This window comes from Methanolobus sp. (assembly GCF_016278365.1).
Taxonomy (GTDB): domain Archaea; phylum Halobacteriota; class Methanosarcinia; order Methanosarcinales; family Methanosarcinaceae; genus Methanolobus.
In genome coordinates this window covers 131,200-145,388 of the sequence record NZ_JADQBZ010000008.1, presented here as the reverse complement: position 1 = coordinate 145,388, position 14,189 = coordinate 131,200, and the positions used below count along the sequence as shown (strand labels likewise).

The following is a 14,189-nucleotide window of genomic DNA, read 5'->3' as shown; positions in this document are numbered from 1 at the left end:
CTCAATTTATCCCCCTCTCAGCCACTTCCCTTATCCTCCTGATGATCGACGCCAGCCCATCAGCCCTTGCAGGAGACAAATTCGACTTCAAGCCAATCTTTTCGATAAAGTACAGGTCGAGGTTTAGAATGTCCTGAGGGGAGCGGTTGTTCACAACCTTTAGTAGAATAGAAATGATACCCCTGGTGATCATGGCATCACTATCGAGATCGATGATCATTTTACCGTCCTCTCTATAAGTCCTGATCCATACCCTGGACTGGCATCCGCTGATCGAGTTCTCTTCGGTCTTGAACTTATCATCCATGGGCTTAAGCTCTTTGGCAAAGGATATAAGAAGACTGTATCTATCAAGCCATTCAAGGCCATCGAATCGTTTTATGATCTCGTCCTGGACAGCATCCCTCATGTATACATCATCCTTACTTTTTCGATGCCTTCAATCAGCATGTCGGCATCTTCTTTAGTATTGTACAATGCAAAACTTGCACGCACGGTGCCTTCAGTTCCGAGGGATCTCATCAACGGCTGGGCGCAGTGATGTCCTGTCCTGACAGCGATCCCCATCTTATCCAGTATCATTCCTGTGTCGTACTGATGGATATTGTCAAGATTGAAGGAGATGGAACCGCACATATTCTCAGTGTTCCCGTAAACTTTCACACCATCCGTTTCCAGCAGTTTTTCCCTTGCATAGGAATATACATCATGCTCATGCTTTCGAATCTTATCCATGCCTATATTTTGCATGTAATCAATCGCAGCAGCAACACTTATTGCACCCGCGATGTGAGGCGTGCCTGCCTCGTACCTTAAAGGAGGATTCAGGTAGGTGGTTCTTTCAAGGGTTACTTTGTCAACCATGCCTCCTCCGCCTCTTGCTGGCACGATATCGCTGAAACGCTCACTTGTGTAGAGCACGCCAACTCCGGTTGCTGCATACATCTTATGGCCTGAGAATGCCAGGAAATCACAATCTATATCCTTCACATCAATTGGCAGATGCTGTATCGACTGGGCCGCATCCACGAGGACCGGGATATCGTGTTCTTTTGCTATCCTGGTTATCTCTTTGATCGGATTAACGGAACCAAGGACGTTCGAGGCGTGGGATATGGCTATCAGTTTCGTTTTATCCGTGATCTCTATGGAATCCGTCAGCAAATTACAATCATCATCCATCGGGATTGACCTGAGTTTTGCTCCTGCAAGCTGCCATGGTACGATATTTGAGTGGTGCTCAACACCAGTAATCAGAACCTCGTTTCCCTTCAGGATCGGTTCAAGCGAGCATGCAACCTGGTTGATTGAATCGGTTGCCCCGGCAGTGAATGTCACTTCCGCCGGGTCACGGGCGCCTATGAAGTCACTGACCTTTTCCCTTGCTTTCTCATACTTTTCACTTGAGACCTCACTAAGGTAATGTGCTCCACGATGTATATTGCTGTTATCCGACCTGTAGAACTCAGAGATAATATCAATCACACAGCCTGGTTTCTGGCTCGTTGCCGCGTTATCAAGGTAAACCAGTTTTTTTCCATATATCTCTTTTTCAAGTATCGGGAAATCTTTCTTGAAATCTGTCATCTTTTCACCATTTCAGCAATAGAGAACCACTTTTTCTCATCCGTATATATATTCTCCAGAAAAAGCCCTGCAGCATCTGCCATTTTCCTTATATGGCCTGGAGTATATTTATGCGAGTTTTCCGTATGGATTGTCTCGCCTTTTTTTAAGATTACACTCTCTTTCAGCAGAGCACTTGTTACTTCCAGATCCCTTTTCGCTCTCAGGTGCATCTCGATCCGGGAATATTCTTTATTGAAGAAAGCGACATGCTCGAAATCATCAGGATTGAAATCCGTTCCGAGATGGCTATTTGTGACCTTCAGTATATTCTTATTGAATCTGGCAGTGATTCCCTGACTGTCATTGTAGGCTCTCTCGATCACATCGATATCCTTCACCATATCCATTCCAAGAAGAAGCCTGTCTTTTTTATTCATTACACTGTTCAGGTTTTTAAGAAACTCCATGGCTTTTGCTTCAGTCAGATTACCTATCGTGCTCCCGAAGAAACAGAAGAGCCTCTTTCTTTTCCCCCGGATATTTTCAATATGCTCAAGAAAATCAGCATTGATTCCATGAAGTCCCATTTCAGGATATTTCTTCCGGAGAATGCGGCCGGATTTCTCTATAGCCTCTCTGGAAACGTCAACTGGGTAATACACTATGGTCTGACGTGATTCTTCAGGAACCTCATCAAGGAACACGGAAATCTTCGAACAATCCCCGCTACCAAGCTCTACGATATCGCAGTCCTTAAGCTCCCCGTTAAATTTCCGGGCTGTTGATCTGAGCAACGGAATCTCGATCTTCGGAGGATAATATTCCTCAAGTTTTGTTATCTTCTCAAACAGTTCCGAGCCGTCCTGATCGTAGAAGAACATACAGGGAAGGGTTTTAGGATTGGACTTCAGGCAAGCTGCCAGTTTTTCTCTGATCGAAGTTTCTCCAACCTCAGACATGAAATCTTCTATGATCATTCTTCCGGCACACCCGTCTCAAAAGGTAAATCATTGTTACTCCACTCAAACCATCCGCCATCATAGACTGCGGATCTATCCCAGCCCATAAGCCACGCGTTAAAGAAGGCTTCACTGCCTCTCCAGCCGGTCCCGCAGTAGAAAGCGTTGCGCTTTTCAGGAGTGATCCCCACCTTCTTCCAGTTTTCCACAACCTCTCCGTATTCGCGCATGGTATGGTCCAGGTTCCTGTAGTTTTCCATATGGTAAGCGTCTGAGCCACAATCCCCGAACACCGCTCCCGGTATCCGGCCTTTTTTCTCAATATAATTATAACCGCTTACCTCTCCGATATATTCTCTCCAGCTTCTGACGCACACCAGGTTTTTGTCAGGGGAGGAAAGTATCTCTTTCGCCTCCCCGAGATCGACAGCTATCTCCGGTTTCTGTGGAATACCGATACCAAAAGATACCCTGTTGCTTCTGGCAGGCTCTTTTGTTATATCATATCCCGAATCAAGCCACGACTGAAGACCGCCATTAAGTGTGCGGACATCCTCTACGCCTGCATAGAGCATAATGAACGCACATCGCATTGCACCCAGATGACCTGCGCTGCTTCCCGGAAAAGGATCCTCGTTCTTCGGATAGGAGAACCTTCCGTAAACGATAACCGTCGTATCATGTGATATTCCTGCACTTTCCAGTGCTTCTTTCAGTTCTTCGGACGAGCGGCGGTTCCAGGTCTCCGGTGACTCAAGGGAATTCGTGTCGATTGATATTGCACCCGGAATGTGACCTTCATCATAATCCGAAGGATTCCTGTAGTGAGCGTGACACAACACAAATTTATTATTGTCATATTCAGGAGCATTGTTTGTTGTGATCAGCTGGTTAAGCCAGTCGGCTGAGATCAGTTGCCTGTACCTTTCAAGATGTTCCATGGGCAGGTCCTTTCCCGCCCAGTCTAAAAATGAGTTGAAAACAGTCACATCAGAGTATCCTACCTTTTCAAACTGCTTTGCAACTTCCTCTGTCTTGTCCCTGTCATAACCATAAATAAGCAGAGGGTCTTCCGGCAGGATCTTTTTATTTCTGACAATTTCTATCCAGTCAATATAGTGTGACCATTTATAAGGTAGTGATTTCGCACCTTTGATGTGTCCGCCTTTTTTTTCCCCGCCCTCTTTCCATCCGTTATAAGCATCAACGGACCTTATATCAATTAATTTATATTTATCTAAATTCATAGATAACTCTTCAGTCGTAATTTCCCCCATAGAAAAGAGATAGGTTTATTGATATATATGTTATTCAGTTTTTAATGATGTAATAAATTTAATTTTTTTATATTAATATCTATTATATATATAACAAACTTAATATCAGTGGCTTTCCGCATATCTCTGGGCCAGCGTCGCTCTCCTTAGCCTGTGCTGGACTTTCTGTTTGTCCCAGTTATAGCGTTCGGCCAGGAATACAATGAGCCTTTTCTTGGATGCACCCTTGAGTTTGTTAGATTCCATCATCTCATCGACAAAGGCTTTCTGCTGCTCCTTATCAAGTTCGATCATCAGCATCCCTCCACTTTGACAGTTGTGTTCGTTCCTGTTGCTACCTGCAGTTTCCTGGCAGTCAGAATCATGCCATCAGGTACCCTTTCCACACGATACCGCATTTTCATGCTTCCTTTCTCTGAATCCAACCTGACCATGCCACCTTTCCTGAGTTTCAGACTCCTGACCATATTCATGTTAAGGAGCACGAAATCATTATCATCTGGCTGGTTGGCCCACATGAAGGGATTAAACAGGTATTTCAATGTGCAGGCACCATTGTGCTGTACAGGGGCACATTCCATTATTCCATACTCAGGCTTCCTGTTCTCATTAGCCAGGGTCTCTATCATCTTTTCATGCAGATGTCCGTGCAGCTGCCTGTACTCAAAGCCTTCTGACCCCAGTTCTCTGCTCAGCAGGGACATTGCATCTATGCCGGTAACCTCCTGCCCGCTGTTCTCCCGGAGTTTCCCTTCGGCGTTGATGAAGGTGCCTCTTTTGCGATATAGAGATTCAGTGGCTATCACCACATTTGCAATTTCAGTGACGGGGCTGTCCCTTGAGCTTATCACGATAAGATTGTCAAGTTTACTCAGCGCATTTGCTGTCCTGTCAGAATCCGGCATCAGCTCAATAGGGTCGCTATCAAGCAGGAAGAGGGTCTTGATGTCCCCTTTTTCAATCTCATCCATGATATGTGAGATACCCATCATTCCGGTCTTGTCCCTTGCGAGCCTGTTGGCGCCTTCGCTGTTTATGAAAGGTTTCATAAAGTGTATCCTTGCTCCGGTCTCAAGTGCAAGGTTGAGCAGCTGCTTCGTATGACAGGAATCTGTGTGCGGATGCACATCAGCAATAATGACCGAGTTACTGTCAAGTTCCAGTCCTGCGTACTGTTCCGGTGAGAGGTCCCTGTTCTCATGCGCAAGATGCAGTTCTTTTGTGCCTGCTGATATGATGTGTGCACCGTTTCGCCTGGCAATCAGCAGTCTCCTGACAAGCAGTGGATATTGCACATAGGGATCTATGAATAGTACAATCTTCTCCGCATTCTCTATTTCAGCCAATGGCATGCCTTCGAGATGGGGGTGGCACTCTGAAGGAAGTTCCGGGTAGACCGGAATGCCGGTGTGTACCACAGTACCCAGGGTCTCTGCTATCCTTGTGAATGCTATGTGCTCTTCGCAGGTAGTGTTGCCTGCAGAGAGCATGGCAATTTTCCCGGCATTCTTAAGCCTTGAAGCCGCTGCCTTGACAGCTTCTTCAGCGCCGGATACCAAGCCTTCAACTTTGCCTGAGGAAGGGTCGGAGTAGTAATGAGGCAGCTTCATTCCGAATCTGCAGAGTTTTCCCAGGTTCACCGGGCTACTCTTCAAAAAGTCGATGCTTACGGAGCCATTACCATTTTCCCTGATGTAGAGGCCGCAGCCAATGCCACAGCCGGGGCACACAGTCTGGTAGATAGTTTCCTTCATTTCAACATCAACTCCAGGAAGGGCGGTCTCTGGAGATCCATGCCAGGCGAATAATCCCGCTTCTTCTGGGCAGGGTCTGCAAAGCGCCTGAAGATAGTTGTGACAGGAATATCTACTGGACAGATATCAGAACACTGTCCACATCCGATACAGCTGTCAGATAAATGGAGAAGGCGCACCATGTGGTACATGCTCATCTTATAATTATCCGCGAGACTGTGGAACATGGTGCACTTTGAGTCTTCACCGCACGTGCATACAGGACAGACTTCCCTGCAGGCGCCACAATCGATACAGTCTGCGAACTGCTCTATATAGTAAGCAAGACGCTCCTGGTCAGGGATCTCAGTAAGGAGCCTTCCTTTCCATTCATCTCCGAGCTTAAGCATAGTTTTGTTAACCTTTTCCCGGATAGCTATGGATTTTTCATCAGCAGGCTGCACCTCAATAAACCCGGCCTCAATAGCATTATCAAGAAGGCGCTTGCCCTTCTCGTTCATTACTTCGCAGAAGGTGGCACTTCCGGCCAGCTCCCCGATCACACCCCAGTTACCACATGCCAGATCGGCATTCGTTGGTATCTTAATTGTACAGTAGCGGCAGTTCTCACGTCTTCCGTATCCGGCTTCCTCGAGCTCATCAATGGATATGGCCTTCTCTTCTCCATCCTTTGTTTTGAAAATGAGCTTGCCCTTCTCGATCTCCTCACCAACCACATCTTCCGGATCTATCTCATACATCCTGATGAGCATCTCCCTGGTGACCACCGGATGCATAGCTCCTCCGCAGTTGAGTCCCACTATATAGGTATCCTCGAGTTCAACTCCGTTGCGTTTAGCCTGTTCGATGACACCCCTGACATCACAGGGTTTGCCGGGCATGGCTATCTTCCTGCCAACTGCATACTTAGCCAGGTTCACGGGCACTGCATGCATACTGCCTCCGGAAGCAAGTACCTCCTGTACATCATCTGTGATAACCGGGATCGCTTCATATTCATCTATACGTTTTAGCACGACCACGCCCTCAACCATTCCTTTTTCAAGAGCTGCAGCCAGTACGGCAGTGACAAGTCCTCCTGATGCGCCCCTGTTGCGGACATCCGGGTTAGTAGCATAGCCAAGCAGTTTGTCTCCAATTTCAACCATCTAGTTCACTCCTTCAGGCTTCAGAGGGCTCGGGCCCAGTTGCTTTATCTGCGCAGTGACATCCCTTATGAAATTCGCGAACTTTTCTCCTTCACTGGCGCTTATCCAGTTGAGCTGGAGTCTTTCAGGCTCAAGTCCAAGCTCCCTGACCATCTCTTCGAGGAACTGGTATCTGACCTGGGCTTTGTAGTTGCCGTTAACATAGTGGCAGTCTCCAAGGTGACACCCGGTCACAAGTACGGCATCAGCTCCTTCAAGAAAAGCATTGAAAACATGCATCGGGTCAATACGTCCCGAACACATCACCCTGATGATCCTCAGGGAAGAGGGTTGCTGGAACCTTCCCATGCCTGCCGTATCCGCGCCTCCGTAGCTGCACCAGTTGCAGCAGAAAGCCACTATCTTTGGTTCCCATTCAGTTTCTGCCATTTTTATTCTCCCTCAAATGTGAAAACACTCCTGACCTGGGCAAGCAGCTGCTGGTTCTTGAAATGGCTCTGCTGCAGCGCTCCCGTGGGGCATGCCACGGCGCAGGTTCCGCACCCCTTGCAAAGTGCCTTGATTATTGCCAATTTTCCATCTGCGAGCGACAACGCCTGGAAGGGACACATAGGCACACATATTCCGCACCCGACGCAGATATCCTCATCAACTTCCACAGTGATGCCTTCAGTGGTTGCCTTACCCTGGGCAAGATATCGCGTTGCACGGGCGGCACAGGCACTTCCCTGGGATACTGAGTAAGGTATGTCCTTAGGTCCCTGGGTCACACCGCCTATGAATATACCGTCAAGTGTTGTGTCAACGGGTTTTAGCTTGGGATGTGCTTCCATCATAAATCCGTCGGCTGCCCTGCTAACCTTAAGCAACTGCCTGACACGCTCAGAACTTTCACTTGCCACGGCTCCCACACTGAGCACGAGCAGGTCGAGCTCAAGATTGTAAATATTGTTCGTCAGCGTGTCCTCAACGCGGACAATGACACTGTTATCCGTATCCTTGCTCACCTTCCCGGGCTTTCCGCGGATGAACTTGATACCCATGTCCCTGGCCCGGTCATAGAACTCTTCATAGTTCCTGAAAGGTGCCCGGATATCCATGTACATGATATATACTTCAGAATCAGGATATTTTTCTTTTATAAGCTGGGCGTCCTTCAATGCATACATGCAACAGAATCCGGAACAATACCTGTTACGCTTCTTGTCCCTGCTGCCTACGCACTGGATAAAGCCTACGCGCTTTGGAGGCCTGACGTCACTGGGCCTCACCAGCTTGCCCATTGTAGGTCCGCTGGCGTTGAGCAGGCGCTCAAGCTCCATCCCGGTGATAACATTATCATATATCCCATACCCGAAGTCATTTGTTGGCTCCGGGTCATATATATCGTATCCGGTGGTTACGACTATCACACCTACTTCCAGATCGGAGAATGTTTCCTCCTGCTCCATATTGATAGAATGGCTCTCACAGGCTTTGATGCAGGCACCGCAGTCTATGCAGACTGACCTGTCCACAACGGCCCGGAGTGGTACTGCCTGGGGGAATGGTACATAGATGGCTTTGCGGGTGCCTATACCTTCATTGAATTCAAAGTCTGGTACCTCTATCGGACATTTCTGAACACATGAGCCACAGCCAGTGCAGGTAGTGACATCGACAAAACGGGACTTGTGCCTGACCCTCGCCCTGAAGTTACCTACGTAGCCTTCCACTTCCTCCACTTCGGAATAGGTCATAAGCTGGATATTTCTGTTCCTTGAAACTTCCACCATCTTCGGGCCAAGTATGCATATACTGCAATCATTTGTGGGAAAGGTCTTGTCAAGCTGTGCCATTTTGCCGCCGATAGATGGATTCTTTTCAACCAAGTAGACCTTGTAACCCATATCGGCAATATCCAGGGCTGCCTGCATACCTGCAACACCTGCTCCGATAACAAGTGCCTTGTTCGTGACAGGAACCTCGGTGGACTGGAGAGGTTCGAGGAGCCGCGCCCTGGAAATGCCCATGCGCACCAGCTCACTCGCCTTCTTTGTGGCATTCTCCTTGTCCTGCATATGAATCCAGCTGCAATGTTCCCTTATGTTGACAAATTCAAACAGGTAAGGGTTCAGGCCGCCTTCCTCCACACATGCCCTGAAGATGGGTTCATGTGTCTTGGGCGTACATGAGGCCACAAGAACACGGTTAAGATCATGGTCCTTTATAGCCTGTTTTATCTCCGACTGCCCTGCATCGCTACATGCGTACTTGTTGACCACGGAGGTGGCCACATTGGGCAATGTGGAAGCATAATCCGCCACAGCCCGGCAGTTCACAACACCACCTATATTCACGCCGCACTCGCATACAAAAACCCCTATTCTGGGAGTGTCTGCTGTTTCAATTTCTTTGACCGATACTTCTTTGACCATATTTCTTCTCCGGGCTGATCCGATAGCATAACCTGGGTAATCACATAAAGCATGTTTACCGGCACAAGGCTATGTTTTTGTAGATATCTCTATGAGTTAAGAATATTTTGAATTGAAAATATACCAGTTCGAAAAGCAACGTGTACCTGCAATATCACACGATAGTGCACACTTCGTTCCCGGAGGTATCCATCTTTACCTTTTCGATGAACCTGGAAGTATCCACCGTGTTCATTGCTATTCCCAGCTCTTCGGGTGAAAAGCCCATGGCAAGTCCAAGGAGCTGCGTATAATGCAAAACCGGCAGGTTATAGTTCTTTGCGAACTTCTGGTTGATCTCTGCCTGCCCCGCATCGAACTGAAGGTGACAGAATGGGCATGCGTCAACGATACAATCGGCACCTGCCTCAGTCATGTGCTCAAGTTTCTTGTTTGCTATTTTCAGGGTCGCATCAAGGATTGCAGTCCTGGCTCCTCCGCCGGCACCGCAACAGCTCATTTTATCTTCATAATCAACACTGGTGGCCCCGGTTGCTTCTACAAGTTCATCAAAGAACGTAGGTTTGCCGGCGAGCCCGAGCTTTGAATCCTTTAGAGGGTGAATAAGATGGCAGCCGTAATGTACAGCGACTCTGAGGTGCAGGGGCTTTGTAACAGCTTCCCTTACCTTGTCGACTCCTATCTCCTGATAGAGATATTCCACAACATGCCTTACATCCTGAGTGCCTCTGAATTCATGTCCGATCTCTGCAAGCTTTGAGTTGACATCTTTTTTCAAAGCAGGATCTTCTTTGAGCATGTCGTTGGCATCTTTAAGCGTGCTGAAACAGCCATTGCAGATAGTAAGGATGTCATCGCTCTTTTTTTCGGATAGTGTGATATTCCTTGAGGCCAGTGTAAGCCAGGTGAGCTTGTCAAGAGACCGGAATACTCCCGGCGCGGGACAGCATGAAGCACCGTCAAGGTCAGCGAGATCTACACCCAGTGTTGAGAATACTTTCTTGGCAGCAACTTCTATTCCCGGGTATCTGTTAGGAGCTACACAGCCCAGGAATAAGGAGAGTTCTCTCATGCCTTCTCCTCAGCAACTATCTGGTCAAAACCGGATAGATTCAACAGTATCTTTATATCGTTGAGTTGTTTTTCAGAACTTGCAACTGTTGGTGGCATTTCATCGAGGCCCAGTTGCAGACGCCTCTTTTTCCCATCCTCATTACCTGGAACTGCGTGACCGCTATCCATCAGCATCTGCCCGATCTTCCTGTGAGCAGGCAGTATATTGCCATCACGAACTGCAGCTTCCCTGATACTGAGCAGTCCATCAACTATCTTTACGCCCTGTGGACAGTTATCCTGACACTTGTAGCAGGTCGTGCAGTAAAATATGAATGGAATGTCCATTGGCTCCTCACTTTTGAGGCCAAGCTTTTCCATCTGCAGGAATCTGCGGATCTTGTAGGCCTGTTCCTGCTCAGCCATAGGGCAGGCGGCTGTGCATTGACCACATTGGTAGCAGCGTTCGATATTTGATGACATCTTGCAAACTCCTATCCATAATGATTAATAATTAGTCTTTCAACAAGATATTGTACATGATTATCCCTTATAAACGCTTCGCATCTATCATGAATGATTCTTATAATTCTTCACTTTAGAACATATTATGTGAGGACACTATGGCCCAACTGAGCAAAACAACTTGCAGGGCTTATGGAGATTTACACTAAATATCACCATGCTCCGGCCCCTTTAATGCATCTGCCTACTGATGCATGTAGTGAGGAATTGATACTGATACTATAAGTGCAATAATTATCGCTACCTTTGTACATAGCAGAATAACCTATGGATTGTAAATGATTGTATATGATAAACCTTTCGATTATTCTTGTTCAGGCTTTATACGCGGACTTTTGAAAATCATGTCGATGAACAATACCTTTATACATTCTGAGGCTGTTGGATGAATGAACCGACTTGTATGCGAAAATCATTTGGTGAGATAATTCATGAGCGATAAATTCGATTATGCCGGACTGGGTCTGAAATGCGGTCTTGAGATCCATCAGCAACTTGATTCAAAACAGAAGCTATTTTGCAGATGCCCCACTCTTATAAGGGACCTTGGTGAATCAACTTATGAATTCTTCCGTTACTTACGCCCCACAGAAAGTGAGATGGGTGAGACTGACAGGGCAGCTCTTGAACAATCCAAACTGAAGCGCAAATATATATACAAAGGGTATGACACCACCTGCCTGGTTGAGAATGATGATGAGCCGCCAACAGAGATAAACAAGGAGACTCTTGACATTGCGCTTTGCATCACCAAGCTCCTGCGTATGAGGCCGGTGGATCAGGTGCATGTTATGCGCAAGATAGTGGTGGATGGTTCCAATACTTCTGGTTTCCAGCGGACAGCCTTCCTGGCAAAGGATGGTATTATTGATACATCCGTAGGGCCTGTAGGTGTCGGTGTGCTTTGCCTTGAGGAGGAGGCATGCCAGAAGATAGAGGATAAGGGTGATTCCATTATTTACTCACTTGACCGTCTTGGCATCCCGCTGGTAGAAATAGGCACGGAGCCGGATATAATCTCTCCTGCCCACGCAAAGGAAACTGCACAGCAGATAGGGATGCTGCTGCGCTCCACAGGAAAGGTCAAGCGTGGTCTGGGTACCATACGCCAGGATGTCAACATATCTATAGCAAAAGGTGCCCGTGTTGAGCTTAAAGGTGTGCAGGCACTGGATATGATAGAGACGATCGTCGAGCGCGAAGTACAACGGCAGGTCAGCCTGCTCGCCATCAGAGATGAACTCCTCGCAAGAGGGGCTTCTGTATGTGATACTGTTTTCGATGTTACTGATGTTTTCAGGGGTACGAAGTCCAAGGTTCTCCTGAATGCACTGAAAAAGGGGAAAGTGCTTGCAGTCCTGCTGCCGGGCTTTGCCGGCTTCACTGGCAGGGAAGTGCAGCCCGGAAGGCGCATCGGGACAGAGTTCTCTGACCGGGCCAAGACCTCGGGCGTTGGCGGCATCTTTCACACTGATGAGCTTCCCAATTACGGCATAACAGCCGAAGAGGTTAATATGCTGCGCCGCGCTGTCGGTGCAACTGAGAATGATGCTGTTGTGATGGTGGCTGATCTTGAAGTGCGCGCAAGAGGCGCCATGGAAAGTGTAATTATCAGGGCAAGGGAAACCCTTGAAGGAGTGCCGGAAGAAACCCGCCGTGCGCTACCGGACGGGAATAGTTCCTACCTGCGGCCGCTCCCGGGGGCTGCAAGGATGTATCCCGAGACTGATGTCCCGCAAGTGGAAATCTCACCAGCTTATTTTGGATCCATAGAAATACCAGAAATCCTGACCGAGCGTGCAAAGCGTTTTGAGTCGGATTACGGCCTTCACAGGGAACTGTCCGAGAAGATAGTTTATTCCTCTCACCTGCCTCTGTTCGAGGAACTGATGCAGCGCTTTGAAGGCAATACCATTGTCACTGCCACTCTTGTAGTTAGAACACTAACAGGGATGCTTCCGGAACTCAGGCGTGACGGTGTAGAGGTAGACAAGCTGGAAGACTGTCATTTCCTGGATGTATTTAGTCTGGTAGCTGACGGCGGGATATCTAAGGAGGCCATAGATAGTATATTAAGAGCGATTGCCAGGGAACCTGGCCTTAGCGCTGAAGATGCGGCTTCACAGCTTGGAATTGGAGGAATGGACATCACTCTCGTCGAGAAGTTCATAGACCAGATAATAGAGGATCGTAGTAGCTTTGTCAGGGAAAAAGGACCTGCTGCAGTCGGGCCGTTGATGGGTGTGGTAATGGCTGAGTTCAGAGGCAAGGTAGATGGCAAGATATTAAGTGAAACCCTACAACAAAAGATTAATATATATATATCCACTTAATATATTTTAATGCAGATGCATTCATCTTTTACTAAAACAAGATATTGTCTGGATATTTTGTTCATATTTCTGGCGTTATTGTTGTTGCTACCACTTGCATGCGGAGCAGGAGCCATTATTGTAGACGAGGACATCAGGCTGACAGATGGTAAAGGGTATAATCATCCATCGTGGAGCCCGGATGGCAAGAAGTTGACATATGCATATAACCAGGGAATATGGGTTATGAATGCGGACGGTTCGGGCACAAAAAAACTCTATGACACTCTTGCATGGTCTGGAGACCCGGTATTCAATCATGATGGCACTAAGATATATTACGCCACTGAAAGCAGGACTGCATACTCAGCACGTTATATAAGCCTGCATGTGATGAATGCTGATGGAAGCGATAATATGAAACTGACCGGAACATCCGATTCAAGGAGCCCCGTGGTGAGCCCCGACGGTCGCAGTCTGGCTTACATTTCCAGAATTTCCGGGAACTATGATATATGGGTAATGGATATCAGCAGCAAGAAAAGCGTGCAGATCACCGATGACAAGGGTGACGAGAACTCCCCATCCTGGAGCCCGGATGGAAGCAGGCTGCTATATTCCCTTGAGGGTGACATATACACCAAGGAGCCGGATGCGGTCAAAGCAACTCGCCTGAATGAGGATGAATTCGACAATATAGAGCCTGCATACAGCCCGGAAGGCGATATGATTGTATTTTCATCCGACAGGGATGGCAGCTATGATCTGTGGATCATGCGCGTAGATGGTACGGGAATGAAAAAGCTCACAATGGACAAGTCAAGCGAGAGAGCGCCTGTGTGGAGTCCTGATGGCCATCATATCGCTTACGTATCTACTAATGAAGTTGATGCATACAATCTATGGGTATTAAAGCTCAGGATCGAGCAATCAGAACAGGTTTCCACTGTAGAATATATGGAAAAAGAGAATTATGCAGAAATCAATCCTCATATAAACAATGTCAGAGCCTTTGCAACAGATGAACCTAAAAAGTTTATAGTATCAGTCTTATTAATATCTTTTGTTATAGTATCGGGTATAGTGTATTCATTCATTAGAAAGATAAGGTAATTCCTTCACTTTTTTAGATTATGATGGCTACTCATGTAATTCCATCGCAATACTTATAGCCT

13 protein-coding genes are annotated in these 14,189 nt (G+C 47.3%); 2 read left to right on the top strand and 11 right to left on the bottom strand.

Translation table 11 applies throughout. The features are described 5' to 3' along the window. Position 1 precedes the first annotated feature (1 nt). The 11 genes from QZZ22_RS09300 to QZZ22_RS09250 all read right to left on the bottom strand — a co-directional run bounded on the left by QZZ22_RS09300 (position 2) and on the right by QZZ22_RS09250 (position 10,660). Positions 2-409: a SufE family protein gene (locus QZZ22_RS09300; RefSeq protein WP_292464280.1), complete on the bottom strand. Its 408-nt coding sequence runs from the start codon at positions 407-409 to the stop codon at positions 2-4. Then, on the bottom strand, positions 406-1,587 hold the full coding sequence (locus QZZ22_RS09295; RefSeq protein ID WP_292464279.1) for a cysteine desulfurase: 1,182 nt from the start codon (positions 1,585-1,587) through the stop codon (positions 406-408). The genes QZZ22_RS09300 and QZZ22_RS09295 overlap by 4 nt, the downstream gene beginning before the upstream one ends. After that, positions 1,584-2,546 (bottom strand): L-histidine N(alpha)-methyltransferase, encoded by a 963-nt coding sequence (gene egtD, locus QZZ22_RS09290; RefSeq protein WP_292464278.1) that lies wholly within the window; start codon positions 2,544-2,546, stop codon positions 1,584-1,586. Before egtD ends, QZZ22_RS09295 begins: the two co-directional genes overlap by 4 nt. Then, complete coding sequence (locus QZZ22_RS09285) at positions 2,543-3,805, bottom strand: rhodanese-like domain-containing protein (protein WP_292464277.1); 1,263 nt, start codon at positions 3,803-3,805, stop codon at positions 2,543-2,545. The genes egtD and QZZ22_RS09285 overlap by 4 nt, the downstream gene beginning before the upstream one ends. A 105-nt stretch (positions 3,806-3,910) precedes the next feature. After that, positions 3,911-4,099: a hypothetical protein gene (locus QZZ22_RS09280; protein ID WP_292464272.1), complete on the bottom strand. Its 189-nt coding sequence runs from the start codon at positions 4,097-4,099 to the stop codon at positions 3,911-3,913. Next, positions 4,099-5,559: a molybdopterin-dependent oxidoreductase gene (locus QZZ22_RS09275; protein WP_292464271.1), complete on the bottom strand. Its 1,461-nt coding sequence runs from the start codon at positions 5,557-5,559 to the stop codon at positions 4,099-4,101. The genes QZZ22_RS09280 and QZZ22_RS09275 overlap by 1 nt, the downstream gene beginning before the upstream one ends. Continuing rightward, a complete protein-coding gene (locus QZZ22_RS09270; protein WP_292464269.1) occupies positions 5,556-6,707 on the bottom strand; it encodes a Coenzyme F420 hydrogenase/dehydrogenase, beta subunit C-terminal domain in 1,152 nt (383 codons plus the stop codon). Before QZZ22_RS09270 ends, QZZ22_RS09275 begins: the two co-directional genes overlap by 4 nt. Further along, on the bottom strand, positions 6,708-7,136 hold the full coding sequence (locus QZZ22_RS09265; RefSeq protein WP_292464268.1) for a hydrogenase iron-sulfur subunit: 429 nt from the start codon (positions 7,134-7,136) through the stop codon (positions 6,708-6,710). Between the two features lie 2 nt (positions 7,137-7,138). Then, complete coding sequence (locus QZZ22_RS09260; protein ID WP_292464266.1) at positions 7,139-9,124, bottom strand: CoB--CoM heterodisulfide reductase iron-sulfur subunit A family protein; 1,986 nt, start codon at positions 9,122-9,124, stop codon at positions 7,139-7,141. Positions 9,125-9,278: 154 nt separating this feature from the next. Then, entirely contained in the window at positions 9,279-10,196 is a 918-nt protein-coding gene (gene hdrB, locus QZZ22_RS09255; RefSeq protein WP_292464264.1) for a CoB--CoM heterodisulfide reductase subunit B, read from the bottom strand. After that, the gene (locus QZZ22_RS09250) at positions 10,193-10,660 is read right to left on the bottom strand and encodes a 4Fe-4S dicluster domain-containing protein (protein ID WP_015054839.1); all 468 of its coding nucleotides are present in this window, start codon (positions 10,658-10,660) and stop codon (positions 10,193-10,195) included. Before QZZ22_RS09250 ends, hdrB begins: the two co-directional genes overlap by 4 nt. A 473-nt stretch (positions 10,661-11,133) precedes the next feature. Between QZZ22_RS09250 and gatE the strand changes: the two genes are divergently transcribed. Beyond that, on the top strand, positions 11,134-13,035 hold the full coding sequence (gene gatE, locus QZZ22_RS09245) for a Glu-tRNA(Gln) amidotransferase subunit GatE (RefSeq protein ID WP_292464261.1): 1,902 nt from the start codon (positions 11,134-11,136) through the stop codon (positions 13,033-13,035). Positions 13,036-13,113: 78 nt separating this feature from the next. After that, positions 13,114-14,127: a DPP IV N-terminal domain-containing protein gene (locus QZZ22_RS09240; protein WP_292464259.1), complete on the top strand. Its 1,014-nt coding sequence runs from the start codon at positions 13,114-13,116 to the stop codon at positions 14,125-14,127. The last annotated feature ends 62 nt before the right edge of the window (positions 14,128-14,189 follow it).

Bases quoted from the DNA above. Each gene is read 5' to 3' on its own strand.
- gatE (WP_292464261.1), top strand. From the start codon at position 11,134: ATGAGCGATAAATTCGATTATGCCGGACTGGGTCTGAAATGCGGTCTT.
- QZZ22_RS09280 (WP_292464272.1), bottom strand. From the start codon at position 4,099: ATGATCGAACTTGATAAGGAGCAGCAGAAAGCCTTTGTCGATGAGATG.
- QZZ22_RS09300 (WP_292464280.1), bottom strand. From the start codon at position 409: ATGAGGGATGCTGTCCAGGACGAGATCATAAAACGATTCGATGGCCTT.
- hdrB (WP_292464264.1), bottom strand. From the start codon at position 10,196: ATGAGAGAACTCTCCTTATTCCTGGGCTGTGTAGCTCCTAACAGATAC.
- QZZ22_RS09260 (WP_292464266.1), bottom strand. From the start codon at position 9,124: ATGGTCAAAGAAGTATCGGTCAAAGAAATTGAAACAGCAGACACTCCC.
- QZZ22_RS09275 (WP_292464271.1), bottom strand. From the start codon at position 5,559: ATGAAGGAAACTATCTACCAGACTGTGTGCCCCGGCTGTGGCATTGGC.
- QZZ22_RS09295 (WP_292464279.1), bottom strand. From the start codon at position 1,587: ATGACAGATTTCAAGAAAGATTTCCCGATACTTGAAAAAGAGATATAT.
- QZZ22_RS09250 (WP_015054839.1), bottom strand. From the start codon at position 10,660: ATGTCATCAAATATCGAACGCTGCTACCAATGTGGTCAATGCACAGCC.
- QZZ22_RS09270 (WP_292464269.1), bottom strand. From the start codon at position 6,707: ATGGTTGAAATTGGAGACAAACTGCTTGGCTATGCTACTAACCCGGAT.
- QZZ22_RS09285 (WP_292464277.1), bottom strand. From the start codon at position 3,805: ATGGGGGAAATTACGACTGAAGAGTTATCTATGAATTTAGATAAATAT.
- egtD (WP_292464278.1), bottom strand. From the start codon at position 2,546: ATGATCATAGAAGATTTCATGTCTGAGGTTGGAGAAACTTCGATCAGA.
- QZZ22_RS09265 (WP_292464268.1), bottom strand. From the start codon at position 7,136: ATGGCAGAAACTGAATGGGAACCAAAGATAGTGGCTTTCTGCTGCAAC.